This is a genomic window from Stenotrophomonas sp. 112478_Sma (genome assembly GCF_056479905.1).
In genome coordinates this window covers 117,475-142,278 of the sequence record NZ_CM151072.1, presented here as the reverse complement: position 1 = coordinate 142,278, position 24,804 = coordinate 117,475, and the positions used below count along the sequence as shown (strand labels likewise).

The following is a 24,804-nucleotide window of genomic DNA, read 5'->3' as shown; positions in this document are numbered from 1 at the left end:
GTACAGCAATGACCGTGCCAACTTTTTGCGCCCTGCAAGTCCTTGATTTCACACAACGTGCACTGCGTCAGTGCGGCACAGCCTGCACCAAAGGGGTGCGCAGGCACGCGGATGCACCCCTTTGGTGCGGCATGGATGGTCTATCCTCTCGACCTTCTTCCGCCGCACGCGCCCGCACTGTCCATGTCCGACCTGCTCTCCGCCCTGCTGCTGGGCATCCTCGAAGGCTTGACCGAATTCCTGCCGATCTCCAGTACCGGCCACCTGCTGATCGCCCAGCATTGGCTGGGCGCACGTTCGGATTTCTTCAACATCATCATCCAGGCCGGCGCGATCCTGGCCGTGGTGCTGGTGTTCCGCCAGCGCCTGTGGAGTCTGGCCACCGGCCTGGGGCAGCGCGAGAACCGCGACTACGTGTTCAAGCTGGGCGCGGCATTCCTGGTCACCGCCGTGGTCGGGCTGCCGGTGCGCCTGCTCGGCTGGGAACTTCCGGAAACGGTCAGCCCGATCGCCTGGGCGCTGATCATCGGCGGCATCTGGATGCTGCTGGTGGAGCTGTATACCGCGCGCCTGCCCGACCGCGACCAGGTCACCTGGACGGTGGCGATCGGTGTCGGTCTGGCACAGGTGGTGGCCGGCGTGTTCCCCGGCACCTCGCGCTCGGCGTCGGCCATCTTCCTGGCCATGCTGCTGGGCCTGAGCCGTCGGGCAGCCGCCGCCGAGTTCGTGTTCCTGGTCGGCATTCCCACCATGTTCGCCGCCAGCGCCTATGCGTTCCTCGAGCTGGCCAAGAAGGGACAACTGGCCAGCGAGAACTGGGCCGATGTCGGCGTGGCGTTCGTTGCCGCCGTCATCACCGGCTTCATCGTAGTGAAGTGGCTGCTGGGCTACATCAAATCGCACCGCTTCACCGCGTTCGCCCTGTACCGCATCGCGCTGGGTGCCGCACTGCTGCTGTGGTTGCCGTCCGGCACCTGAACAGCGGCGGGGAACGGCAACCCCGTTGCCGGCCCCGCCCCGTTTCCCCCTCGGTTCCCCAAGGAGAATCACCATGAACCGCAAGCTCACCCTGCTCCTCCCGCTGGCTCTGCTGGCCGCCTGCAGCCAGACCCCGGCCCCGGCCGGAACCGGCGGCGACGACGTGGCCCCGGCGGCGACCAAGGCGGCAGACCAGCAGACGCTGGCGCACCTGGACGCGCAGCGCCTGCAGAGCCAGCACTGGCGGCTGCAGAAGGCTACGGCCGCCGACGGCAAGCGCATCGACGCGCTGTTCGCCCGTGAGGACAAGCCGGTCACCCTGGACTTCGTCGATGGCCGCCTGTCGGTCAGCAATACCTGCAACCGCATGAGTGGCGGTTACACCCTGGCCGACGGAAAGCTGAGTGTCAGCGCGATGGCCTCGACGATGATGGCCTGCGCGGACAAGTCGCTGATGGCGCTGGACGAGGCCGTATCCAGCCGCCTGCAGGGCGAACTGAAGGCGGAGCAGGATGCCGCCGGCATGCTGACCCTGACCAGCGCACAGGGCGACACGCTGGTCTTCGCTCCGGAACCCACCGCTGAAACCCGCTATGGCGGCGCCGGCGAAACCGTGTTCCTGGAAGTGGCCGCCCGGACCGAGAAGTGCTCGCACCCGCTGATCCCGGACTACCAGTGCCTGCAGGTCCGGGAGGTGAAGTATGACGACAAGGGCCTCAAGCAGGGCGAGCCGGGCAAGTTCGAGAACTTCTACGGCAACATCGAGGGCTACACCCACGAAGACGGCGTGCGCAACGTCGTGCGGGTGAAGCGCTACGAGGTGAAGAACCCGCCGGCCGATGCGCCGTCGCAGGCGTATGTGCTGGACATGGTGGTCGAGTCGGCCGTCGAGAAGAAGTAAGCATGCAGAAGGGCGGCCGCAGGGCCGCCCTTCTTCGTTGCCGCTGGGCGTACTGCCCGGCGCTGCAGAAACACGCTGCGCGGTCAGGCCAGCGCCGGATTCAACGTGTAGGTGCCGTGCAGCGCCGCCTCGGCCAGCACATGGCCATGCATGGCGCGATGGACATCCGCGGCGGTGAAGCGCTCCGGCAACGCCAGCGCGGCCACGTCCAGCGCGAACACACGGAAGAAGTAGCGGTGCAGCCGCTCGTCGTTGAACGGCGGGTACGGGCCGTCGTAGCCCAGGTAATCACCGGCCATGTCCGGATTGCCGGCGAACCAGCCGGTGAAGTCGTTCAGGCCCTGCCGGCTGCCGGCCGGACCGGCCGGTGCGGCCTTGCCCTTGACCACGAAGCCATCGCTGCAGCTGCCCGCGGCGATCTCGTGCACGCTGGCAGGGATGTCGGCCATCACCCAGTGCACGAAGTCGCAGCGCGGCTGGTCGCGTGGCACCGTCATATCGCTGCGGCCGACGGTGTCCGGCACGGTCGGCACATCCGGGTCCACGCAGATCAGCACGAACGAGCGGGTGCCCTCGGGCACATCGCTCCAGGCCAGGTGGGGATTGCGGTCCGGCGCGAAACCGGCGGTGTCGCCGGCGGCGAATTCGCGGTCGATCGGTGCGCCGTTGGTCAGGCTGTGGCTGCTCAGTTTCATCGGACGGTCCTCACTCTTCCGGGTAGCCCAGGCGCACCGCGATCGGTGTCAGCTGGGCGAAAGCGGCGCTCATCACGTCGCGGTAGTGGCGCCAGTGGCCCGGCGGGAAGCGCGGCACGCCAAGCTGGGCTGCCACGGGCATGGGGCGCTCGAACAGGCGTCCCAGCAGCTCGGCCATCGCCTGCGCATCATTGCCGATGTGATCGATCCGCAGCAGCACATGCGGGTACAGATCTTCCTCGTTCAGGGTCGCGACCTGGGCCAGCGCACGCGCCAGCCATTCGCCGGCCTCGGCCAGCGAGGTCATCGCCAGCGGCGCGGCAGCGCCATAGGCCACCCAGTCCAGCAGCATGTCGCGCGGATCACGCAGCACGATCAGCAGGCGGCCCTGCGGCAGCTGCGGGCGCAGGGCCCACAGCAGCGCGTTGTCCCACCACAGCAGCCAGTCGATGATCGTGTCGCCCTGCACGCCGCGCGCCGGCAGCTGCTCGCGCCAGCGCTGCACCAGCCGCTCCGGCGTCAGCACGCCGGACGCCAGGTCCTGCAGCGTGTGGTAGTTCTGGAACGCGTCATCCGGCGGGTTGCTGGTGTAGCGATCACTGCGCAGCACCGGGCTGGCAGCGGCCAGGCCGGTCGCCACGCGCTCCACACCCGAACCCGGTGCGCCCCACAGGAAAATCGGCGCCGACGTGTTGGATTCGTCGACACTGCCCTTGTCCGGCCAGCTCGGCGGTGCCTTCGCCTGCGGCGGCAGCGGCAGGCGCTGCGGCGCCTGGTCGGCCTGCAGCGCCAGCCAGGTTGCCAGGGCGGCATCCGGTTGCCCGGCGCGATCCTGGATCTCGCCCAGCCAGGTGCGCAGGTCAGCGCGATGGCCCTCCGCGGCCTGTTCGATCAGCGCCTGCACGCGGGCGACGGCAGCAGCGGGGTCGCGCTGCAGCAGGCCCTCGACAAGGCGGGACTCGGCGCTGACACGGCCCGGCTCGAGGCTGACGATGCGTTCTGCGATGCCTTCAGCCTGTGCGTGCTCACCCGCCATGTCGTGCAGCCGCAGACGCGCCTCCAGGGCGGGCACATGGCCAGGCATCGCTTCGATCCAGCGCTCGACCACGGCAACCGCCGCATCGCTGCCCACCTCTTCCACCGACAGGCGTGCCAGCCACAGGTCATGCAGCTGCGGGTTGTTTTCCAGCGCCGCATCCAGGCGTGCGCGTGCTTCTTCCTCGCGGCCCAGCCGCTGCCACGACATCAGCAGCAGCTGCAGCATCTGCCGGTCTGCCGGCTGCGATTCCAGCAGCGGCAGCAGGTGTTCCAGCGCCTGCAAGGGCTGCCCGCTGCGCAGCGCCAGCTCACCGGCCAGGCGCCGCAGCGATGCGTGGTCCATGCCTGGCTGCTGCAGCGCCACCTGCATGGCCTCGGCGGCGGCCTCGAGATTGCCCTGCCGCAACGCCAGCTGCACGACCAGCCCGTGCAGGGACGACAGCGACGGGTTGAGCTCCAGCACGCGGCGGAAGGCCTGCTCGGCGAATGCCAGCATGTCCTTGCCCAGATAGGCAAAGCCCAGTGCATACAGCACGCGCGGATCATTCGGCTGGGCCTGGTTGGCCTGCGACAGCAGCACCAGCGCGCGATCAGGATCGTCACGGCGCAGGGCGATCATGCCGTCGATGTGCAGCAGATCGGGGTGATCCGGTTCAACGCGCGCGGCCAGGGTCGACAGGCGCTGGGCTTCATCGAAGTCATTACGGCCGATCGCCAGGTGCGCCTGCATCAGGTAGGCGGAAAAGGCGTTCGGATTGAGATCGGTGGTACGCAGCAGCGCCTCGTCGGCGCCCTGGTATTCGCGCAGCGCCAACAGCAGGCCGGCATGCTGCAGATGCAGCTGGGCATCGTCGGGGGCCAACCGCAGCGCCTGCTGCAGGGCGTCCATCGCGTCGCCGGGCTTGCCCTGCTGCTGCAGCGCAAGCGCCAGCCAGCGGTGGGCCGCGGCCAGGCCGGGTTCGTCACGGGTCCACGCCTGGGCCAGCTGCACGGCCTGGCCGGCCTCGTTCTGGCGCAACGCTTGGATGATCTGGTCTTGCATGGCGGTCCGGTTCAAGGGCAAACCCGCATTGTAGCGGCCTGCGCGCCGGTCCCGGTTCAGGCCTGCAGAACCCGCCGCAGGCGCTGCGCCACCCAGCGCTCGGAGAAGCCGTCACCACGCCAGTTTTCCAGGAAACCGCAGTGACCGCCCCAGCACGCCGTTTCCAGATGCGCCTGGCGTGGCAGCTGCCAGTCGCGGAATGTGGAATACGGGATCACCGGATCATCCTGTGCCATCAGGATGTCGGCCGGCACCTGCAGCCCGGACAGGCGATCACCGGCAATCGAGTAGCCGTCGAAGTACGCCTGCAGCGAACCGAAGGTGGTATGGCGCTCGACCAGCCATGCGGTCAGCGCGCGGATGTCCAGCTTCAGCACGCGATCGTCGCAGTCACTCAACTCGGGGAACAGGTCGCGCTTGCGGCGCAGCGAGACGGTCCACTTGCGGCGGAAATACCAGTCGTACATCGCCGGGCCGTTCTCGATGCTCTCCATGGTCAACGCCGGGTCCAGCACCGGGCACACCGAGGCCACCCGCAGCAGCGGCACGCCGGCTGCCGGCGCACGCAGGGCCAGGCGCAGCACGAAGTTGCCACCCAGCGAGTAGCCAGCGGCGACCAGCGGCAGGTGCGGCCAGCGCTGGGCGACGTCGCCCGCGGCATGCACCACTTCGTCGATCAGGTTGGAATGGAAGATGCCGGGGTTGAGGTGATGGGTGTTGCCATGGTCACGGAAGTTCAGCCGCACCACGTCGAAGCCCTGCTCGAGCATGCGCGCGGCGGCCATGCGCATGTAGCTGGACTCGGCGCTGCCTTCCCAGCCATGCAGCAGCAGTGCGATGCCACGCGGCTCACGCCCCTCGACGTGGCTGTGCCAGCCCTGCAGGCGCACGCCCTCGCCACCATCGAGGATCATTTCCTCGCTGACTGCGCCGGTGGCGGCCAGCAGCAGCAGGCCGCGCTGCAGGCGCATGCGGCTGGAACTGAGCATCGACTGCAGGTGGGGATTGCGCAGCCAGCGCGGCGGCTGGTAATCGGCCGCAGTCAGCATCGACGCGGATGCGTCGACAGGCGGTGGCGGGACCAGGGCCACCACGGCCTCACTCCCCGCTCATGGCCGCCACGATGCGCGCGCGCGAGGTCTCCGCGATGCGCCGACGGCCTTCCAGGTCCTGGGCACCGATCGGTGCCAGGAAGTGCACTTCCGCACGTCGCGCCGGCTCACCGAGCAGGCGCAGGAAATTGGCGAAGAAACTCTCGCCCGGGCCGAAGGCCACGATCGTCTGCGCGTCGCCCTTCGTTCCGTACACCAGCGCCACCGGCTGCACCGGCACACCGGTCTCGACTGCCGCCTGGAAGATCCGGGCGTGGAACGGGCCCACTTCGTGGCCCCCGCGGGTGCGCCCCTCCGGGAACACGCCCACGGCCTTGCCTTCACGCAGGCGATCGGCCATCACCTGCATCACCCCACCGAGCGACTCGGTGTTGCCACGCTGGTGGAAGATGGTCTGGCCGCGCGCGGCCAGCCAGCCGACCACCGGCCAGCCGGCGATCTCGCGCTTGGCGACGAAGCCCATCATGCGCTGGCTGTGCAGGATGCTGATGTCGACCCAGCTGACGTGGTTGGCGACGAACAGCACCGCGCCGGGCAGCGGCTGGCCGAAGCGCACCAGGCGGAAACCGAAGATCCACATCAGGCCGCCCTGCCACGCGTTCACCACTTTGGCACCGAGACGGTCCTGGCCCACGCGCAGGTTCGCCCACGGCGCGAGCATGCCCAGCAGGGTGAGCGGCAGGAACACGAGGATGTGGACCAACAGCAGCGGTACGCGGTACAGGTAACGGCACACACGCGCCACGCCGCCGCGGGGGGCCGGAGTGGGGGAAGTCATCCGCGCACGATACCGGAGGGCTGCCATCGCTGCCAGCTGGTTCAGGCCATAAATCCGCTAGATCGGGGCAATCGGCGGGGAACGCTGGGTTCCGCCGCTGTCGCGGGCCTGGCCGGGGGCTCAGCCGTGGCCGGCAGCCACCACGGCCAGGGTCAGCCGCGAGATGCACACCAGCCGGCCCTGCTCGTCCTCGATGCGGATCTCCCACAGCTGCGTGCTGCGACCCACGTGCAGCGCGCGTGCGGTACCGGTGACGGTGCCCGAACGCACCGCGCGCACGTGGTTGGCGTTGATCTCCAGGCCCACGCAGACCTGCTTTCCGGCCTCCACGCACAGATTGCCCGCGCTGCTGCCCAGGGTCTCGGCCAGCACCACCGATGCGCCGCCATGCAGGATGCCGTAGGGCTGGCGGGTGCGCTCGTCCACCGGCATGGTGGCCTGCAGCCAGTCTTCACCGGCAGCGCTGAAGACGATGCCCAGCGACGCGATGGCCGTGTTGCGGCTGAGCGCGTTGAGCTGCTCTAGGGATACGGCTTCGCGGAACACCTGGGTCATGCGGGCACCTTCAGAGGATGGGGACGAGGCCGGCGCCGAATGCGGTCAGCATGCGCACCAGCAGCCACTTTGGTCCGACGTTGACTTCAGGGAAGTCACCCACGGCGACGTAGCACTGGTGGAAGTCCGGGCTCTGCCGGGGCAGCGGCTGCGGGCAGTCCGGACCCGGCTTGAACTCGTAGTCGGTGGCGTAGCGCCACGGCCAGAAATCGAGGATCGGCAGCGCCTCGGAGGCCTTGCCGACGCTGTAGTTGAGCCCGGACAGCACCGGCGGCTTGGCGCGTGGCGCAACCGTCCAGGAGTTCTGCGGGTGGATGTCGCGCAGGATGCTCTGCGCCAGCTGCTCGGCGAACACCGGATCGTCGATGATCACCGCACCTTCGGTGTTGTAGTTCTCGCTGCGTGGATCGAAGTTGTGGGTGCCGACCACGCCGATACGGCGGTCGACCACCAGCGACTTCGCGTGCAACCCCATGCGCGCACCCTTGCGGGTCACGGGCAGCGGCTTGTTGACCGCCTTGCTGCCCAGGAACGAGGGCCGCGTCTCGGTGCGCAGCAGACGCGTTTCCACTTCACTGCCGGCGGCGCGGCGGCGCGCCCGCGCATTCTCGTAGGCGCTGCCGGTGCGGGGGCGGAAAACCGCCGGCGCTTCGTCGGCGCCACTCGTGGTGGCGGTGGCGTCGGTGGCGGTGGACGTGCCGCCGCTGCGGGCATTGCTGCCGGCAGCGCTGCCGCCGATCAACGGATTGCGTCCGCCACTGTCCTGGCCCGGCGGCGCCTCGATCGGGTCCGGCAGCAGGTTGCGGTAGTCGACCGGCGCATCGAGCGGGAACGGCTTGTATTCGAAGATGTTGAAGCCCAGCTCACGCATGTTGCGCCGCTTGTACTTGTACGACAGCGCGTAGACGATCGGGTTGTCGGTGGCCGCCAGACTGTTGGTGGACACCAGCACGCGCGGCGGCTGCGGACGCTTGCGCAGATCGCGGAACAATGTCTGCGCGGGTTTGGACAGCACCAGGTACGGCGTCTGCAGGATCACTTCGTGCTGCGCGCTGGCGATCAGTGCGTCGAGCTGTGGCTCGGTGACGTGCTGGCTGGCCAGCGGCGCATCGACCTTTTCGCGCCGATGCTTTCGCGGCAGGTCGGCGACGTAGCGCACCGACGCCACCGGCAACGCGGTGTCGACGAAGGAGCGGGTGACGAAGTCCATGTCGTTGGCCTCCGCGCTGACCCGCTGCACCCGCTCGGGACGGCGGAAGGTGGCGGGCGGCAGGGCCGGCACGCCCTCGCGCAGCAGCGTACGTCCGACGTCGTTCAGGCGTTCGGCCGGCACGCTGCGGCGGGCGCGCCAGAATGCATCGAAGTTGGCCGCCATCTCGCGCACTTCCGGGCCGGCGATCAATACGTCGCGATCGCGGAAGTTGTACTCGCGGTCCCAGTCGTAATAGTCGTCCTGGTAGTTGCGGCCGCCAACCACGCCGATTGCGTCATCAATCACCAGCAGCTTGTTGTGCATGCGCTGGTTGAAGCGGCGGAAACAGCACAGCACGCTGCCGGCATAGTCGAAGTAGTTCAGCCGCGCCTTGCCGAAGGTGGGGTTGTACACCCGCAGCTGGAAGTTCTCGTGGGCGCCGGACAGGGCGCCGAGAATCTGCAGGTCGGAGATGGCCGAGAGCTGGTCGATCAGCAGCCGCACCTTCACTCCCCGCTTCGAGGCGGCGAGCAGTTCATCGATGACCAGCCGGGCACTGTCGTCCTTGTCGAAGATATAGGTCTGCAGATCGATGCTGCGGGTGGCACTGCGCAACAGGTTCAGGCGCGCGACCAGTGCGCCCTCCCCCTCGTCCAGCAGGGTGGCGTAATGACGGGGACGGGTTTCGGTGGACTCGCTGAATGCGCGGCCGGCGAGCGCGCGCAGCGGCGACTCCTGCGCGCAGCGGTCGGCACGCTGGCACTCGACCTCGGTGGAGCGCGCCTGCACGGCAATCGCTTCGGCACGGTCGCGCTCGGCGTGCGACAGCGACGCACAGCCACTGCCAAGCAACACCGTTGCCAGCGCCAGCACCCGCAGCAGCAGATTCACGGTTTCGGCGCCTCGCTCAGGCGCGCTCGCAATACGAAGGTCACTCGGTCACTCAAGGCAAGCTGCCAGCTGTCCATGCCATACCGGCCTCGTTGCACGGTACCGCGGCTGACGACGTCGCAATCATAGCCGGGTCGGGCGCACTGCGCCTTCTCGACCCGCAGCGATTCAGGATGGCTGACCCCGCGCAGGGTCAGACGGCCTTCGATGTCGCCGCCTTCGGCCACCGTGTCGGGCCAGTAGGGCAGCGAATCGAACTCCACCATGGGGTGCCGCCCGGCGTCGAAGAACTCCTCGCCCCGCATCCAGCCGGTGTAGCGGGCCTTGCCGGGAATCTCCACCGACCGGGTGAACATCTTCAGGTGCACCTGGTGGCGGCCGTCGGAGAGCACCTCGATGCGCCCCTCGAACTGCGGGAACACCCCCTCGATGCGCTGCCCGAAGCGGGTGCGTACTTCGAAGCCGATGCGCGAATGCTGGGTGTCGAGCAGCAGCACGCGGGGGCCATCGGCGCGCACCGGAGGCAACGTGGTTGGCTGGGGCACGCCCGCCCAGGCCGGGGCGAGTGCCAGCAGCAGGGGCAACAGGCAGCGGCCGGGCCACCGCAGGCTCATCGGCTCACGGCCACCAGAAGGCGTTCAGGCTGGCCACGCCCGGCTCGATCGCCGCTTCGCGCGGGAAGCCGAGCACCGCGATGCCGGCCGGCGGCATGCCGCGGTAATCGCTGCTGCTGCCTTCGGTCATCAGGGCCACCAGCCGTTCCAGGCCGGGGTTGTGGCCCACGACCAGCACGCGGTCGAGATCGCGGCGTTCATCCACCAGTGCCGCCAGGGTGCCCGGGGTGGCTTCGTAGATGCGGTCTTCCAGGCGCTTTTCGACATAGCCGATGGCCGCCATCACCGCTTCCAGGGTTTCGCGGGTCCGCCGCGCAGGCGAGCACAGCACGCAATCCGGCAGCAGCTTGTTCTCCTTCAGCCAGCGGCCGGCGGCTTCGGCTTCGGCAAGCCCGACCGGCGACAGGGGCCGGTCGAGGTCGGCCTGGCCCGGGGTGGCCGGTTCGGCGTGGGCATGGCGCAGCAGGATCAGTTCACGCATCGCGGATATCCATGGAATCGGGGAGTGGAGCAAGGGCCCAGGCGTGAACGGTCACAGCTTCAGCCAGGACAGCAGAGGTTCCCAGTCGGCCTGGTGCTCGCGCACCTGGGCGGAGCGATAGTCGAACAGGCTGCGGCCCAGGCCGGTCATGACCACGTAGCTCTGGCTGTCGCGCAGCTGTGCGACCACCGGGTACGGCCATTCGGCCAGCATCTGCAGCGCCTGCTGCGAGGTCTGGGTCCAGGGCTTGGTGCGGTTGAGCACCAGCCCCACCGGCAGCTTGCGGCTGTGCACGCGCGGCACCTGGGCCAGGCTGTTGAGGAAGCCGACGATGGCTTCGATGTCCAGCGCCGAGGGCAGCACCGGCACCACCACTGCATCGGCGGCATCAAGGAAATGGGGGATATCGTCGGCCAACGCGCCGGCAGGCGCATCGATGATGACGGTCTCGGTGCCATCGGGCAGCTTCTGCGCCCATTGCTTCTTCCGGTACACGTCGATCGGCAGCACCGCGCTTTCCAGGCCGGCGCGGCGCTGTGCCCAGCGGGTGCTGGAGCCCTGCGGGTCGGCATCGGCGATCACCGTGGCCTTGCCCTGCAATGCCGCGTACGCGGCCAGGTGGGTGGCGACGGTGGTCTTGCCCACCCCGCCCTTGGAACCGGCCACCAGGATCGTCTTCATGCCAGCCTCGCTTCCGGGTACGTGCCCCGAGCGTACACCGGCGATGGTGACGGGAGGTAGAGCCGCGCTGAACCTGTCGGCATCGGCTTTGCTATGGTGGCGCCCCCGAAGGATCGAACCCGCATGAGCGAACTGCAGGACCTGAGCGCGCTGATCCGCGCCAACACCCCCCTGATCGTGGTGGAGACCCAGGACGAGGGCCGCATCGTCGAGCTGTTCCGGCAGACACTGATGCATGTATGGCGGGCCCTGCACCGCTGGTCGATCACCGAGGGCCTGCGCCGCATCGATCTGGACAGCGAGGATGCGCCGGTCGGACCGCCCGATGCCAGCGCGGCGCTGCAGATGATCCGCCAGGCCGACCAGCGCGGGGTGTACCTGCTGCTCGATTTCCATCCCTATCTGGGCTATGCCAGCCACCAGCGCGCGTTGCGCGACCTGATCCAGCGCCGCCACAGCGAACCCCATGTGCTGGTGCTGATCGGTGCCAAGGTCGAACTGCCGGCCGAGCTGGAAGCCCTGGCGGTGCGCTTCAACCCGCGCCTGCCCGACGCCAATGCGCTGCTGAAGATGCTGCGCGAAGAGGCCGATGCCTATGCACGCGAGCACGGCGGCCGCCGCGTGGAGGTCGACAGCGAGGCGGTGAAGAAGATCCTGAAGAACCTGCAGGGCCTGAGCCTGGTCGACGCCCGGCGCATCGCCCGGCAGCTCATCTACGCCGACGGTGCGCTGCGCGACGACGACCTGCCGCAGCTGGCGCGGCTGAAGTTCGAGCTGCTCAACCGCAGCGGCCACCTGTTCTTCGAGCATGACAGCGCGCGCTTCGGTGACGTGGCCGGCGCCAACCGGCTCAAGCGCTGGATCAACCAGCGCCGTGTCGCCTTCATCGCCGGCTCGGCACCGGCAGGGCTGGATCCGCCGCGCGGCATGCTGTTGCTGGGCGTGCAGGGCTGCGGCAAGTCGATGCTGGCCAAGGCCACCGCCGCCGGGTTCGGCGTACCGCTGCTGCGCCTGGACGTGGGCGCGCTGTACAACAAGTACCACGGCGAGACCGAGTCCAACCTGCGCCAGGCCCTGGCCTCGGCCGAGCAGCTGGCGCCCTGCGTGCTGTGGATGGACGAGATCGAGAAGGGCCTGGCCAGTGGTGGCGACGACGGTGGGGTATCGCGCCGCGTGCTTGGCTACCTGCTGACCTGGATGGCCGAACGCAAGGCGCCGGTGTTCATCGTCGCTACCGCCAACCAGGTGCATGAGCTGCCCGCGGAGCTGCTGCGCAAGGGACGCTTCGACGAGATCTTCTTCGTTGACCTGCCCTCGCCCGAGGTGCGGGTGGAACTGCTGCGCCTGCACCTGGGGCGACGCCAGCTCACTGCGGACGACTTCGCGCTGCCGGCGCTTGCCGCAGCGTCCAACGGGTTCTCCGGTGCGGAGATCGAGCAGGCCATCGTGGCCGGGCTGTATGCGGCCCATGCCGAGAACCGGCCGCTGGATACCGAAACGCTGATGGGCGAGATCCGGGCGACACGGCCCTTGTCGGTGCTGATGGCCGAGCAGGTGGCGGCGTTGCGCGAGTGGGCGTCCGGTCGCACGGTGTCTGCGGACGACTGAGCGGTCTGCCACCCGCGGCGCAGGCTGTTGCCCTCTGCAGGTGCCGGGTGCACCCCGGCACCACGCCTGCCCTCAGGGCCAGGCCGGCGGCGCGGCAGCCCAGGCCTGCTGTACTTCGGCCAGCGATGCGCGCTCGTCCTCGCGCCACTGCGGCAGCAGCTGCGCGTAGCGGCTGCTGTCGCTCCACTGCGACGGTTCGGTGCGCACGGCAGCGGCGTACCACTGCACTGCCTGCTCCTTCTGCCCCAGGCGCCACAGTGCCAACGCGTAGCTTGGCGGCAACCAGCTCGGCTTGCTGAGCGTACTGCCGGCGGCGGCCTGCCACTGCTCCAGCGCGGCCTCCGGCTGCCCCTGCCGCAGCAGGTCCCAACCATAGTTCCAGCGTACGCCGCGACCGACGCTGCTCTGCACCGGGGCATCCTTCAATGCTTCGCGGTACAGCTGCTCGCCAAGCTCGGTACGGCCCTGCGCGATCGCCACCGAGGCCAGCTGCACGGTCGCTTCCACCACGCGCCGGCCACGCTCGCGCTGCTTGAGCAGCTGCGCCACCAGGGCATCGCCCTGCGACTGCTGCACGACCACCATCGGCGCAGCCGCGGCATCGTTGTCGAAATAGAACTCCTGTGGCGCCGGCAATACCGGCGCCGCCCACGCGGAGGCCGCCCCCGAGACCAGCAGGATGCCGGTCAGGATCTTTACTGCCACTGACATTCCTTCTTCCCCCGGGCTGCGACCGCAGCCCCTCTCTCTCCTCCTGATCCTAACCGCAGCATGGCCGCCGGCGCGAGTGCCGGGGCCTGCGCGGCCTCACTGCTACAATTCGCGCCTTCCCCGTCGCGTGCCTGCACGCGGCCGGTGCCAGCCGATCCTGACCGGGCCAGCCATGACCAGTACCGCGCAACTCACCTCGCCCTCTTCCGCCGACCTGATCGACCGTGATTACACGCTCGATCACAAGTACACCCGCAACGAGGGACGGATCTACCTGAGCGGGGTGCAGGCGCTGGTGCGGCTGCCGCTGATGCAGCGGCTGCGGGATGCCGCCGAAGGCATCGACAGCGCGGGGTTCATCAGCGGCTACCGCGGCAGCCCTCTGGGCGGCTTCGATCTGGAGCTGTGGCGCGCCCGCACGCACCTGGAGGCCGCGCGGGTGAAGTTCACCCCGGGCCTGAACGAGGACCTGGGCGCCACCATGGTCTGGGGCACCCAGCAGACCAACCTGTTCCCCGGCGCCAACGTACAGGGCGTGTTCGGCATGTGGTACGGCAAGGGCCCGGGCGTGGACCGCTGCGGCGACGTCTTCAAGCACGCCAATGCGGCAGGCACGTCCCGTCATGGCGGCGTGCTGGCGCTGGCGGCCGATGACCATGCCTGCCGCAGCTCCACCCTGCCGCACGGCAGCGAGGATGAATTCGTCAGCGCGATGATGCCGGTGCTGAATCCGGCGGGCGTGCAGGACATTCTCGACATGGGCCTGCTCGGCTGGGCGATGAGCCGGTATACCGGGCGCTGGGTCGGCTTCAAGACCATCGCCGAGACGGTGGAATCGTCGGCATCGGTCGACGTGGATCCGCTGGCGCGTCGCATCGTGCTGCCGGACGACTTCCCGATGCCGGCCGGCGGCCTCAACATCCGTTGGCCGGACCCGCCGCTGGACCAGGAGATGCGCCTGCACCGCTATGCCGTGAAGGCCGCGCAGGCCTTCGCCCGCGCCAACGGCATCGACCGGGTGGTGATGGACGCGCCGCGTGCACGGCTGGGCATCGTCACCACCGGCAAGAGCTACCTGGATGTGCTGCAGGCACTGGAGTACCTGGGCCTGGACGAGGCCGCCTGCGCCGACATCGGCATCCGCGTCTACAAGGTCGGCATGACCTGGCCGCTGGAGCCGGAAGGCATCGCCCGCTTCGCGCAGGGCCTGGACGACATCATCGTGGTGGAGGAGAAGCGCGCCTTCATCGAGCGGCAGATGAAGGAGCAGTTCTTCAACTGGCCGGCCAGCTGGGGCCCGCGCCCGTCCATCGTCGGCAAGTACGACGAAGCCGGTGAATGGATCCTGCCGTCCACCGGCGAGCTGACCCCGGCCACCATCGCCGGCGTGATCGGCCGGCGCATCCAGCGGTTCTTCAACAACGAGTCGATCGAACAGCGCCTGCAGTGGATGCAGCAGAAGGAGGCCGAGCTCGCGTTGCCGCGCGCCAGCTTCCCGCGCGTACCGCACTACTGCTCGGGCTGCCCGCACAACACCTCCACCACGGTGCCGGACGGTTCACGTGCGTTGGCCGGCATCGGTTGCCATTACATGGTGACCTGGATGGACCGCAGCACCGACACGTTCACCCACATGGGTGGCGAAGGCGTGACCTGGGCAGGGCAGGCGCCGTTCACCGATACCCCGCACGTGTTCCAGAATCTGGGCGACGGCACCTATTTCCACAGCGGCTCGCTGGCGATCCGCCAGGCGATCGCGGCCGGCGTCAACATCACCTACAAGATCCTCTACAACGATGCGGTGGCGATGACCGGTGGCCAGCCGGTGGATGGCCCGCTCAACGTGCCGGATATCGCCCGGCAGATGCGCGCCGAAGGCATCCACACCATCGTGGTGCTGTCCGACGACATCGCCAAGTGGACCCGCCAGCGCGAGCATTTCCCCAGTGACGTCGAGTTCCACGACCGCAGCGCGCTGGACGAGGTGCAGAAGCGCCTGCGCGAGGTGAAGGGGGTCTCGATCCTGATCTACGAACAGACCTGCGCCACCGAGAAGCGGCGGCGCCGCAAGCGCGGCAAGCTGGAAGATCCGGCCAAGCGCGTGATGATCAACTCGCTGGTCTGCGAGGGCTGCGGCGATTGTGGCAAGAAGAGCTTCTGTGTATCGGTGCTGCCGAAGGAAACCGAGTTCGGGCGCAAGCGCGAGATCGACCAGTCCAACTGCAACAAGGACTACTCGTGCGTGAATGGCTTCTGCCCGAGTTTCGTCACGGTGCATGGCGGGAAGCCGCGAAAGGGCAGCCGGCGCGATGCATCGTCCCTGCTGGACAACCTGCCGGCGCCGACGGTGCGCGGCAGCCTGGAGCAGCCCTGGAACATCCTCATCACCGGCGTGGGCGGTACCGGCGTGGTCACCATCGGCGCGTTGCTGGGCATGGCCGGCCACCTGGAGGGCAAGGGCGCCACGGTGCTCGACCAGACCGGCCTGGCGCAGAAGGGCGGCGCGGTGACCACCCACATCCGCATCGCACGCCGGCCGGAGGACATCCACGCCGTGCGCATCGCCGCCGGTGAGGCCGACCTCGTACTGGGCTGCGACATGGTGGTGGTCAACGATTACTGGGCACTGTCGAAGGTGCGCGCAGGCCGCTCGCAGGTCGTGCTCAACACCTACGAAGCGATGCCGGGCACGTTCACCACCCGTCCCGACATGCAGTTCCCGGCGGCCGACATCATCGCCGGCGTGCGCGTGGCGCTGGGCGGCGATGAGCCGCTGCTGCTCGATGCCACCCAGCTGGCCACGGCGCTGCTGGGCGATGCGATCGCCGCGAACCTGTTCATCCTCGGCTACGCCTGGCAGCAGGGCCTGGTGCCGCTGTCGTTCGAATCGCTGATGCGTGCCATCGAGCTCAACGGCGCGGCGGTGGCGATGAACCAGCAGGCCTTCGCCTGGGGCCGGCTGGCGGCGATCGATCCGCAGGCCGTGCAGGAGGCCGCCGGCCTGGTGCGCAACCGCCATACCGATACCGAATCCACGCCCGGCCCGCTGCATCCCCTGCCACCGGGCGAGTGGGAAGGCAACGAGTGGGGTGCCACCGCTGCGCCACGCAACACTGGCGACGAACGCGAACTGCGTGGCCTGCCCTCGCATGGCGGCGAGGTTGCCTTCCTGCCGCTGGACGACGCGCGCCTGTCGCGCTCGCTGGATGAAATGATCGAACGCCGCGCCGCGTTCCTGGTCGACTACCAGGACGCCGCCTACGCCGATCGCTACCGCAGCGTGGTCGAACGCGTGCGCGCCGCCGAACGCGAGCGCATCGGCGGCTCGACCGCGCTGACGGAGACCGTGGCCCGCTATCTGTTCAAGCTGATGGCCTACAAGGACGAATACGAAGTCGCCCGCCTGTACACCAGCGGTGATTTCCAGCGCCGGCTGCAGCAGCAGTTCGAAGGTGACTACCAGCTGCGCTTCCACCTGGCACCGCCGCTGTTCGCGAAGAAGGATGAACAGGGCCGGCTGCAGAAAAAGGAGTACGGCCCGTGGATGTTCAAGGCGTTCGGCCTGCTGGCGAAGCTGAAGTTCCTGCGGGGCGGTGCCTTCGATGTGTTCGGCCGCACTGCCGAGCGCCGCATGGAGCGCAAGCTGATCGGCGACTACGAAGCCACCGTGCAGCTGCTGCTGGACGGGCTGGATGACGGTCGCCTGGCGTTGGCCGTGGAGATCGCCAGCATCCCCGAGCACATCCGCGGCTTCGGCCACGTCAAGGAAGCGCATGTGGAGAGCGCCAAGGCGCGGGAAGCTGCGCTGCTGGCGCAGTGGCGCAACCCGAAGGCGCTGCATATCGTGCAGGTGGCTTGAGCCGGAGGAGCACCGGCCACCGTCAGCCGCGGCGGTTGCCTAGCCCAGCCGCCACACCAACAGGCGGTTGTTGGCCGGCATCGCCACATCGCGCAGGCGGGTGAAGCCGCTTTCCGCGGCCAGCGCCTGCACGGCCTCCGCATCGCGGATGCCGCTGCGCGGATCCCGCGCCTTCAGCCACTCATCGAACCGCGCATTGCTGTCACTGGTGTAGCGGCCGCCGTAGTTGAAGGGGCCATACACCGCCAGCAGTGCGCCATGTCGCAGCACCGACGGCAACGCGGCAAACAGCGCCTGCACGTGCTCCCAGCTCATGATGTGCAGCGTATTGGCACTGAATGCGGCGTCGAACAGACTGCCCTCGGGCACCGACAGCCCTGCTGCCGGTGGCAGTTCCACCTGCAGCGCCACCGGCGGCAGCAGGTTCAGCAGTGCCGCCTCGGCGCGCCACGCCTCGATACCCGGCAGATGGTCCGGGTGGTCGCTGGGCTGCCAGCGCAGCCAGGGCCAGCGTTCGGCGAAGAACACGGCGTGCTGGCCGGTGCCGCTGCCGATCTCCAGTACCCGGTGGCGGTCGCCCATCCACGGATCGAGCGCGGCAGCGATCGGTTCGCGGTTGCGTTCGCAGGCTTCTGAATACGGCTTGCTCGACATCGGGACGGCATCCGGACGGGGTCGGGCCATTGTGCACGAGGGAAGGTGTCCGGCAGGGCTGCGCCCTGCACCCACCGAAGCAACATCAACGTCAAAAGCGGGCATTCCGTGGGATGGCGGGGCACTGTGGGTTTGCGGGGGCGCCGTGAACCCGTCCATGGGGGCTTGGTCGCCGCATCCATGCGGCTCACACCCCGCAAACCCACAGCGCCCCGCCTTCGACAGTTGGCCGCGATCTGTCGGAAATACTCTTGGGGTCAGATCCGTTTTCCGCAGGAGAACGGATCTGACCCCGGAATGTGATTCGATATCTAACAGCTTTCATCCACGCATGGCGTGGATCTGCTGGCCACCGGCCAACTGTCGAAGGCGGGGTGGGTCCGGTTGCGGGGGCGTGAGCGCCATGGATGGCGCGACCGAGGCTACAGGGACGTATTCACGCCGTCCCCCGCAACCGGACCCACCCCGCCATCCCACGGAATGCCCGCTTTTGACGTTGACGTTGATTCCAGCAGGCGCAGGGCGGCAAGCCCTGCCGCGCCCCCACCCATGACTGCAGTCACTTGTGCTGATTGCCCTCCGCTGGCGAAAGTCGAGCAGTTGACGTGATCGGCTTGGCCCGTTGCCGGCCGCACGCGAGTGAGAGAGAGCGCTGTGCAACGACGTGAGTTCCTGGCTTTATCCGGTCTGGGCATGGCCGGCCTGCTGCTGCCGCACGCGCGGTTGATCGCCGCCGAGCAGCTGCTCGAACCGGGCGACATGGCCCGCAGGAAGGTGCTGGCCGAGGCCGCGCTGGCCGCTGCCAAGCGGGCCGGGGCGACCTACTGCGATGTGCGCATCGGCCGCTACCTCAACCAGGCCGTGATCACCCGCGAAGCGCGGGTGCAGAACGTCACCAACAGCGAGTCGTCCGGCATCGGCATCCGGGTCATCGTCAACGGTGCATGGGGCTTCGCCGCCACCCGCGAGCAGACCCCCGCCGCGGTCCTGGCCGCCGTCGGGCAGGCCGCCGCCATCGCACGCGCCAACGCCCCCCTGCAGAGCCGGCCGGTGCAGCTGGCACCGGTCACCGGCGTCGGCGATGTGAGCTGGAAGACCCCGATCCGCAAGAACGCGATGGCAGTGCCGATCCAGGACAAGGTCGACCTGCTGCTGAGCCTGAATGCGGCGGCGATGAACGCCGGTGCCGACTACATCAATTCCACCCTGTTCCTGGTCAACGAGCAGAAGTACTTCGCCTCCAGCGACGGCTCGTTCATCGACCAGGACATCCACCGCATCTGGCTGCCCTTCACAGCCACCGCCATCGACAAGGCCACCGGCAAGTTCCGCACCCGCGCCGGTCTGTCCTCGCCGATGGGCATGGGCTACGAGTTCCTCGATGGCGACGCGCGCGGCAAGGTGCAGCTGCCCGGCGGCATCACCGCCTACCGCGACTCCTACGATCCGGTTGAAGATGCGATCGCAGCGGCGCGGCATGCGCGCGAGAAGCTGAAGGCGCCGTCGGTGAAGCCCGGCAAGTACGATCTGGTACTGGATCCCTCCAACCTGTTCCTGACCATCCACGAGAACGTCGGCCATCCGTTGGAGCTGGACCGCGTGCTGGGCTACGAGGCCAACTACGCCGGCACCAGCTTCGCCACGCTGGACAAGCGCGATGCGGGCTTCCGCTGGGGCAGCGACATCGTCAACTTCTTTGCCGACAAGACCCAACCGGGCAGCCTCGGTGCCGTCGGCTATGACGACGAGGGCGTCAAGACGCTGCGCTGGGACCTGGTCCGCGACGGCATCCTGGTCGATTACCAGGCCACGCGCGATGAGGCACACATCCTCGGCCGCGATGCGTCGCATGGCTGCAGCTACGCCGATTCCTGGTCCAGCGTGCAGTTCCAGCGCATGGCCAATGTCTCACTGGCGCCGGGCAAGCAGCCACTGAGCGTGGAGGACATGATCAAGGACGTGGAGAACGGCATCTACATCCACGGCCGTGGTTCCTATTCCATCGACCAGCAGCGCTACAACGCGCAGTTCGGCGGCCAGCTGTACTACCAGATCAAGGACGGAAAGATCGCCGGCATGGTCGAGGACGCGGCCTACCAGATCCGCACGCCGGAGTTCTGGAACGCCTGTACGGCCATCTGCGACGAACGCGACTTCCGCCTTGGCGGCTCGTTCTTCGACGGCAAGGGCCAGCCGGGCCAGGTCTCGGCGGTGTCGCACGGTTCGTCCACCACCCGCTTCAACGGCATCAACATCATCAACACCGCGCGCAGTCTCGGCGCTTGAGCCACCCCATCGTTCATGGAGAGCAGCCTTGCACAGACGTGACTTCCTGGCCCTGACCGGGCTTACCGCGGGCGGCCTGATCGTGCCGTCCTTCTTCGGCAAAGTGATCGCCGCCGAGCAGCTGCAGTCCAGCCTTGACCCCGCGCTGAAGAAGCGCCTGGCCGACGCTGCCCTGCAGGCCGCCCGCAGTGCCGGCGCCACCTACTGCGACGTGCGCATCGGCCGCTATCTGCGGCAGTTCGTGATCACCCGCGAAGACAAGGTGCAGAACGTGGTGAACACCGAGTCCACCGGTGTGGGCATCCGCGTGATCGTCAACGGTGCCTGGGGCTTCGCCGCCACCAACGCATTGGGTACTGCCGACGTGGCCAGGGCCGCCCAGCAGGCTGCGGCCATCGCCAAGGCCAACGCAGGCGTGCAGAGCGCGCCGGTGCAGCTGGCCAGGACGCCCGGCGTGGGCGAGGTCAGCTGGCGCACGCCGATCCGCAAGAATGCGATGGAGGTGCCGATCAAGGAGAAGGTCGACCTGCTGCTGGACGTCAATGCCGCAGCGATCGGCGCCGGTGCCAGCTTCGTCAATTCGATGCTGTTCCTGGTCAATGAACAGAAGTACTTCGCGTCCACCGATGGCTCCTACATCGACCAGGACGTGCACCGCATCTGGGCACCGATGACCGTCACCGCCATCGACAAGACCAGTGGCAAGTTCCGCACCCGCGAAGGCCTGTCTGCGCCGATGGGCCTGGGCTACGAGTATCTGGACGGCGCCGCCGCCGGCAAGGTCGTCAGCCCCAACGGCGTGGTCAACTACAGCTCCTCCTACGACATGAAGGAGGACGCCATCGCGGCCGCCAAGCAGGCGCAGGAGAAACTGAAGGCGCCGTCGGTGAAGCCGGGCAAGTACGACCTGGTACTGGACCCGTCGCACACCTGGCTGACCATCCACGAGTCGATCGGCCATCCGCTGGAGCTGGACCGCGTGCTCGGCTACGAGGCCAACTACGCCGGCACCAGCTTCGCCACCCTGGACAAGCGCGAGCAGCGCTTCCAGTACGGCAGCGAGCTGGTGAACGTGTTCGCCGACAAGACCCAGCCGGGCAGCCTCGGCGCGGTCGCGTACGACGATGAAGGCGTGAAGTGCAAGCGCTGGGACCTGATCAGCAACGGCAAGCTGGTCGACTACCAGACCATCCGCGACCAGGCCCACATCCTCGGCAAGACCGAATCCGATGGCTGCTGCTATGCCGACTCGTGGTCCAGCGTGCAGTTCCAGCGCATGGCCAACGTGTCGATGGCACCGGGAAAGACGCCGCTGAGCGTGCCGGACCTGATCAAGGACGTGGAGAACGGCATCTACATCATCGGCGACGGCTCGTTCTCGATCGACCAGCAGCGCTACAACGCCCAGTTCGGCGGCCAGCTGTTCTACGAGATCAAGAACGGCCAGATCACCCGCATGCTGGAGGACGTGGCCTACCAGATCCGCACGCCGGAGTTCTGGAACGCCTGTACCGCCGTGGCCGACGAACGCGATTACCGCCTGGGCGGCTCGTTCTTCGACGGCAAGGGCCAGCCGGGCCAGGTCTCGGCGGTTTCGCACGGCTCGTCGACCGCACGCTTCAACGGCATCAATGTCATCAACACCGCACGCAGCCTCGGCTGACCGGTCAGGAGCCCTTACACCATGAGTATCTTCACCGAAGCCCAGGCCAAGGCCATCCTCGACAAGGTCATCGCCCTGTCCAAGGCCGATGAATGCACCGCCGTGCTGGCGGGATCGATCGCCGGCAACATTCGTTTCGCCCTGAACAACGTTTCCACCAGCGGCATCGTGGACAACACCGAGCTTGCCGTTACCGTGGCCTTCGGCAAGCGCGTAGGCACCGCCTCGATCAACGAGTTCGACGACGCCGCACTGGAACGCGTGGTGCGCCGCGCCGAGGATCTGGCCCGCCTGGCACCGGAGAACCCGGAGTTCATGCCCGCCATCGGCAAGCAGACCTACCGGCCGAGCCCGACCTTCAGCGAGTCCACCGCCGCCATCGATCCGGCGTTCCGCGCCAAGGTGGCCGCCGATTCGATCGCGCCCTGCCGGGGCAACGGACTGATTGCCGCCGGCTTCCTTGAAGATGGCCAGGGCTTCTACGCCACTGCCAACAGCAACGGCAACTTCGGTTACCAGCGCACCACCAACTTCGACTACACCTGCACCGTGCGTACCGAGGACGGCCGCGGATCGGGCTGGGTCGGCCGCAACCTGAAGGACGCGGCGGACTTCAAGGCCGACCAGGATGTCCGCATCGCCATGCGCAAGGCCACCGAATCGGCCGAAGCCAAGGCGCTGGAGCCGGGCAAGTACACGGTCATCCTGGAGCCGGCCGCGGCCGCAGGCCTGATCAGCTTCATGATGAATTTCTTCAGTGCGCGCTCGGCCGACGAAGGCCGCAGCTTCCTGTCGAAGAAGGGCGGCGGCAACAAGCTCGGTGAGCAGGTCTACGACCCGCGCGTGAACATGTATGCCGATCCGTGGCACCCGGAAGCGCCGGTGCTGCCGTGGGACAACGAGGGCATGCCGCGCGAGCGCCTGGCCATCATCGAGAACGGCAAGGTGGCCAACCTGGACTACTCGCGCTTCTGGGCGCAGAAGCAGGGCAAGACCGCCAAGGCCACGCCGGGCAACCTGCTGATGAGCGGTGGCGAGAAGAGCACCGCCGAGCTGGTGCGTGGCACCCAGAAGGGCATCCTGGTCACCCGCACCTGGTACATCCGCATGGTCGATCCGCAGACCGTGCTGCTGACCGGCCTGACCCGTGACGGCACCTTCTACATCGAGAACGGCCAGATCAAGCACCCGGTGAAGAACTTCCGCTTCAACGAATCGCCGGTGATCATGCTCAACAACATCGAAGAGCTGGGCAAGCCGGTGCGCGTGGCCGGCGACGAGTCGAGCTTCGTGATGATGATCCCGCCGATGAAGCTGCGCGATTTCACCTTCACCTCGTTGTCCGACGCCGTCTGATGGATCGCCGGGCCTGCCTGCGCTGGTTGGCTGCTGCCGCTTCGGCGGCCGCGCTTCCGGCCTGGGCACAGGCAGGCCCGCGCAGTTCGCGCTACGACTTCTGGTTCACCCGCCTGCAGTACGACTCGGGCGACTGGGACGTGGACGCGCGCATGCCGTCCAACCTGATCACTTCGCTGATCGACTACACCTCGCTGCGCGTGGACCCGCAGGAACACGTGGTGGCACTGGCCGACCCACGCATGCTGGAAGCGCCCTTCTGCTACCTGGCCGGGCACACGCTGGTGGAATTCAACGCGGCCGAGCGGCAGAACTTCGTGCGCTACGTGCGCAACGGAGGCTTCGTCTTCGTCGATGACTGCAACCATGACATCGATGGCCTGTTCGCAACCTCCTTCGAGGCGCAGATGGGCCGCCTGTTCGGGCCCAGGGCGCTGCAGAAGCTGCCCAACAGCCACGCGCTGTACCGCAGCTTCTTCCGCTTCCCCGATGGACCACCGGCCACCAGCTTCGAGTTGAACGGCTGGGGCGACGATCTGGTGCACGACTATCTGAAGGGCATCGAGGTCGATGGCCGCCTGGGCGTGCTGTACAGCAACAAGGATTATGGCTGCGAGTGGGATTACGACTGGCGCAACAAGCGCTTCCTGGCCGAGGACAACACGCGCTTCGGCGTCAACATCGTGATGTACGCATTGAACAATTGAGTGAGAGCCCCCCATGACCCGCCCTGATCTCGATTCCCTGCTGCCGCGCCTGCACGATCTGCGCGCCGCCCTGGCCCGTGCCGTGGTCGGCCAGCACACGGTGGTCGAGCAGCTGCTGATCGGACTGCTGGCCGGCGGCCACTGCCTGCTGGAAGGCGCGCCCGGCCTGGGCAAGACCCTGCTGGTGCGTTCGCTGGGGCAGGCGCTGGAGCTGCAGTTCCGACGCGTGCAGTTCACGCCGGACCTGATGCCCAGCGACATTCTGGGTACCGAGCTGCTGGAGGAAGACCACGGCACCGGCCATCGTCATTTCCGCTTCCAGCAGGGGCCGGTCTTCACCAATCTGCTGCTGGCGGATGAGCTCAACCGCACGCCGCCCAAGACCCAGGCCGCGCTGCTGGAAGCCATGCAGGAACGCACCGTCAGCTATGCCGGCACCACCTATGCGCTGCCCGCGCCGTTCTTCGTGCTGGCCACGCAGAATCCGATCGAACAGGCCGGTACCTATCCGCTGCCGGAGGCCCAGCTGGACCGCTTCCTGCTGCACGTCCTGGTCGATTACCCCAGCGAGGCCGAGGAGCGCCAGATCCTGGAACAGACCACCGGCGGTGCCGGCGAGGCGGTACCGAAGGTGATGGACGCCGCTGCGGTCATCGCCCTGCAGGCGGCAGTGCGCCAGGTGCACGTCAGCCCCGATGTGCTGGCCTGGATCACGCGGCTGGTGCGTGCCAGCCGACCCGGGCCGGAAGCGCCCGCGGCGATCAACCAGTGGGTGAAGTGGGGTGCGGGACCACGCGCCGGGCAATCGCTGGTGCTCGCGGCCAAGGCGCGCGCGTTGCTGCAGGGCCGCTTCGCCGCCACCCGCGAGGACGTGCAGGCCCTGGCTGCACCGGTGATGCGCCACCGCCTGCTGCTGTCGTTCGCCGCCGAAGCCGAACAGAAGCGCGCCGACGACGTGGTCGCCGCTCTGCTGCACGCCGTGCCGTTCCCCGGGTGATCCAC

General features: G+C 68.0%; 20 protein-coding genes. 9 read left to right on the top strand and 11 right to left on the bottom strand.

Going from position 1 to position 24,804, the window contains the following annotated elements:
* Positions 1 to 183: 183 nt before the first annotated feature.
* Both ACZK08_RS00585 and ACZK08_RS00580 read left to right on the top strand, forming a co-directional pair.
* Positions 184 to 978: an undecaprenyl-diphosphate phosphatase gene (locus ACZK08_RS00585; RefSeq protein ID WP_053520271.1), complete on the top strand. Its 795-nt coding sequence runs from the start codon at positions 184 to 186 to the stop codon at positions 976 to 978.
* A 73-nt stretch (positions 979 to 1,051) separates the two neighbouring features.
* Positions 1,052 to 1,879 (top strand): META and DUF4377 domain-containing protein, encoded by an 828-nt coding sequence (locus tag ACZK08_RS00580; protein ID WP_065182074.1) that lies wholly within the window; start codon positions 1,052 to 1,054, stop codon positions 1,877 to 1,879.
* An 83-nt stretch (positions 1,880 to 1,962) separates the two neighbouring features.
* Here the strand turns inward: ACZK08_RS00580 and ACZK08_RS00575 are convergent, their stop codons facing one another.
* From ACZK08_RS00575 to ACZK08_RS00535, 9 genes are all read right to left on the bottom strand, one after another.
* Positions 1,963 to 2,574 (bottom strand): YbhB/YbcL family Raf kinase inhibitor-like protein, encoded by a 612-nt coding sequence (locus ACZK08_RS00575; protein WP_065182075.1) that lies wholly within the window; start codon positions 2,572 to 2,574, stop codon positions 1,963 to 1,965.
* Positions 2,575 to 2,584: 10 nt separating this feature from the next.
* On the bottom strand, positions 2,585 to 4,654 hold the full coding sequence (locus tag ACZK08_RS00570) for a tetratricopeptide repeat protein (RefSeq protein WP_065182076.1): 2,070 nt from the start codon (positions 4,652 to 4,654) through the stop codon (positions 2,585 to 2,587).
* Positions 4,655 to 4,710: 56 nt separating this feature from the next.
* Positions 4,711 to 5,745 carry a YheT family hydrolase gene (locus ACZK08_RS00565; protein WP_080375346.1) on the bottom strand — a complete coding sequence of 345 codons (1,035 nt, stop codon included), beginning with the start codon at positions 5,743 to 5,745 and terminating at the stop codon, positions 4,711 to 4,713.
* A gap of 7 nt (positions 5,746 to 5,752) precedes the next feature.
* Positions 5,753 to 6,544 carry a lysophospholipid acyltransferase family protein gene (locus ACZK08_RS00560; RefSeq protein ID WP_053519975.1) on the bottom strand — a complete coding sequence of 264 codons (792 nt, stop codon included), beginning with the start codon at positions 6,542 to 6,544 and terminating at the stop codon, positions 5,753 to 5,755.
* Positions 6,545 to 6,664: 120 nt separating this feature from the next.
* Entirely contained in the window at positions 6,665 to 7,099 is a 435-nt protein-coding gene (locus tag ACZK08_RS00555; protein WP_065182077.1) for a hotdog fold thioesterase, read from the bottom strand.
* A 10-nt stretch (positions 7,100 to 7,109) separates the two neighbouring features.
* Positions 7,110 to 9,182 (bottom strand): phospholipase D family protein, encoded by a 2,073-nt coding sequence (locus tag ACZK08_RS00550; protein WP_065182078.1) that lies wholly within the window; start codon positions 9,180 to 9,182, stop codon positions 7,110 to 7,112.
* Positions 9,179 to 9,796: a YceI family protein gene (locus tag ACZK08_RS00545; RefSeq protein WP_065174131.1), complete on the bottom strand. Its 618-nt coding sequence runs from the start codon at positions 9,794 to 9,796 to the stop codon at positions 9,179 to 9,181. Before ACZK08_RS00545 ends, ACZK08_RS00550 begins: the two co-directional genes overlap by 4 nt.
* 4 nt (positions 9,797 to 9,800) lie before the next feature.
* On the bottom strand, positions 9,801 to 10,277 hold the full coding sequence (locus ACZK08_RS00540; protein WP_065174130.1) for a SixA phosphatase family protein: 477 nt from the start codon (positions 10,275 to 10,277) through the stop codon (positions 9,801 to 9,803).
* Positions 10,278 to 10,328: 51 nt separating this feature from the next.
* Positions 10,329 to 10,958 (bottom strand): ParA family protein, encoded by a 630-nt coding sequence (locus ACZK08_RS00535; protein WP_053519980.1) that lies wholly within the window; start codon positions 10,956 to 10,958, stop codon positions 10,329 to 10,331.
* A gap of 123 nt (positions 10,959 to 11,081) precedes the next feature.
* On the opposite strand from ACZK08_RS00535, the gene ACZK08_RS00530 reads away from it, so the two are divergent.
* Positions 11,082 to 12,566, top strand: a complete 1,485-nt coding sequence (locus ACZK08_RS00530) for an AAA family ATPase (RefSeq protein ID WP_065182079.1) — start codon at positions 11,082 to 11,084, stop codon at positions 12,564 to 12,566.
* Positions 12,567 to 12,638: 72 nt separating this feature from the next.
* Here the strand turns inward: ACZK08_RS00530 and ACZK08_RS00525 are convergent, their stop codons facing one another.
* On the bottom strand, positions 12,639 to 13,277 hold the full coding sequence (locus ACZK08_RS00525; protein WP_065182080.1) for a tetratricopeptide repeat protein: 639 nt from the start codon (positions 13,275 to 13,277) through the stop codon (positions 12,639 to 12,641).
* 172 nt (positions 13,278 to 13,449) lie between these two features.
* Here ACZK08_RS00525 and ACZK08_RS00520 point away from each other — a divergent pair, with 172 nt between their 5' ends.
* Positions 13,450 to 17,136, top strand: coding sequence for an indolepyruvate ferredoxin oxidoreductase family protein (locus ACZK08_RS00520; protein ID WP_065182081.1), 3,687 nt, complete (start codon positions 13,450 to 13,452; stop codon positions 17,134 to 17,136).
* A 39-nt stretch (positions 17,137 to 17,175) separates the two neighbouring features.
* On the opposite strand, the gene ACZK08_RS00515 is transcribed toward ACZK08_RS00520, so the two are convergent.
* Entirely contained in the window at positions 17,176 to 17,790 is a 615-nt protein-coding gene (locus ACZK08_RS00515; RefSeq protein ID WP_065182082.1) for a DUF938 domain-containing protein, read from the bottom strand.
* Positions 17,791 to 18,444: 654 nt separating this feature from the next.
* Between ACZK08_RS00515 and ACZK08_RS00510 the strand changes: the two genes are divergently transcribed.
* The 5 genes from ACZK08_RS00510 to ACZK08_RS00490 are packed head-to-tail and all read left to right on the top strand — an operon-like array spanning position 18,445 to position 24,799.
* The gene (locus tag ACZK08_RS00510; RefSeq protein WP_065182083.1) at positions 18,445 to 20,076 is read left to right on the top strand and encodes a TldD/PmbA family protein; all 1,632 of its coding nucleotides are present in this window, start codon (positions 18,445 to 18,447) and stop codon (positions 20,074 to 20,076) included.
* Between the two features lie 28 nt (positions 20,077 to 20,104).
* Positions 20,105 to 21,739 (top strand): TldD/PmbA family protein, encoded by a 1,635-nt coding sequence (locus tag ACZK08_RS00505; RefSeq protein WP_053515945.1) that lies wholly within the window; start codon positions 20,105 to 20,107, stop codon positions 21,737 to 21,739.
* A 21-nt stretch (positions 21,740 to 21,760) separates the two neighbouring features.
* Positions 21,761 to 23,095, top strand: coding sequence for a TldD/PmbA family protein (locus tag ACZK08_RS00500; protein WP_053515946.1), 1,335 nt, complete (start codon positions 21,761 to 21,763; stop codon positions 23,093 to 23,095).
* On the top strand, positions 23,095 to 23,802 hold the full coding sequence (locus ACZK08_RS00495; RefSeq protein ID WP_065174125.1) for a DUF4159 domain-containing protein: 708 nt from the start codon (positions 23,095 to 23,097) through the stop codon (positions 23,800 to 23,802). Before ACZK08_RS00500 ends, ACZK08_RS00495 begins: the two co-directional genes overlap by 1 nt.
* A 13-nt stretch (positions 23,803 to 23,815) precedes the next feature.
* Complete coding sequence (locus ACZK08_RS00490) at positions 23,816 to 24,799, top strand: AAA family ATPase (RefSeq protein WP_053515950.1); 984 nt, start codon at positions 23,816 to 23,818, stop codon at positions 24,797 to 24,799.
* Positions 24,800 to 24,804 lie beyond the last annotated feature (5 nt).

Bases quoted from the DNA above. Each gene is read 5' to 3' on its own strand.
- ACZK08_RS00570 (WP_065182076.1), bottom strand. From the start codon at position 4,654: ATGCAAGACCAGATCATCCAAGCGTTGCGCCAGAACGAGGCCGGCCAG.
- ACZK08_RS00545 (WP_065174131.1), bottom strand. From the start codon at position 9,796: ATGAGCCTGCGGTGGCCCGGCCGCTGCCTGTTGCCCCTGCTGCTGGCA.
- ACZK08_RS00580 (WP_065182074.1), top strand. From the start codon at position 1,052: ATGAACCGCAAGCTCACCCTGCTCCTCCCGCTGGCTCTGCTGGCCGCC.
- ACZK08_RS00515 (WP_065182082.1), bottom strand. From the start codon at position 17,790: ATGTCGAGCAAGCCGTATTCAGAAGCCTGCGAACGCAACCGCGAACCG.
- ACZK08_RS00575 (WP_065182075.1), bottom strand. From the start codon at position 2,574: ATGAAACTGAGCAGCCACAGCCTGACCAACGGCGCACCGATCGACCGC.
- ACZK08_RS00495 (WP_065174125.1), top strand. From the start codon at position 23,095: ATGGATCGCCGGGCCTGCCTGCGCTGGTTGGCTGCTGCCGCTTCGGCG.
- ACZK08_RS00585 (WP_053520271.1), top strand. From the start codon at position 184: ATGTCCGACCTGCTCTCCGCCCTGCTGCTGGGCATCCTCGAAGGCTTG.
- ACZK08_RS00500 (WP_053515946.1), top strand. From the start codon at position 21,761: ATGAGTATCTTCACCGAAGCCCAGGCCAAGGCCATCCTCGACAAGGTC.
- ACZK08_RS00490 (WP_053515950.1), top strand. From the start codon at position 23,816: ATGACCCGCCCTGATCTCGATTCCCTGCTGCCGCGCCTGCACGATCTG.
- ACZK08_RS00525 (WP_065182080.1), bottom strand. From the start codon at position 13,277: ATGTCAGTGGCAGTAAAGATCCTGACCGGCATCCTGCTGGTCTCGGGG.
- ACZK08_RS00535 (WP_053519980.1), bottom strand. From the start codon at position 10,958: ATGAAGACGATCCTGGTGGCCGGTTCCAAGGGCGGGGTGGGCAAGACC.
- ACZK08_RS00530 (WP_065182079.1), top strand. From the start codon at position 11,082: ATGAGCGAACTGCAGGACCTGAGCGCGCTGATCCGCGCCAACACCCCC.
- ACZK08_RS00520 (WP_065182081.1), top strand. From the start codon at position 13,450: ATGACCAGTACCGCGCAACTCACCTCGCCCTCTTCCGCCGACCTGATC.
- ACZK08_RS00560 (WP_053519975.1), bottom strand. From the start codon at position 6,544: ATGACTTCCCCCACTCCGGCCCCCCGCGGCGGCGTGGCGCGTGTGTGC.
- ACZK08_RS00540 (WP_065174130.1), bottom strand. From the start codon at position 10,277: ATGCGTGAACTGATCCTGCTGCGCCATGCCCACGCCGAACCGGCCACC.
- ACZK08_RS00555 (WP_065182077.1), bottom strand. From the start codon at position 7,099: ATGACCCAGGTGTTCCGCGAAGCCGTATCCCTAGAGCAGCTCAACGCG.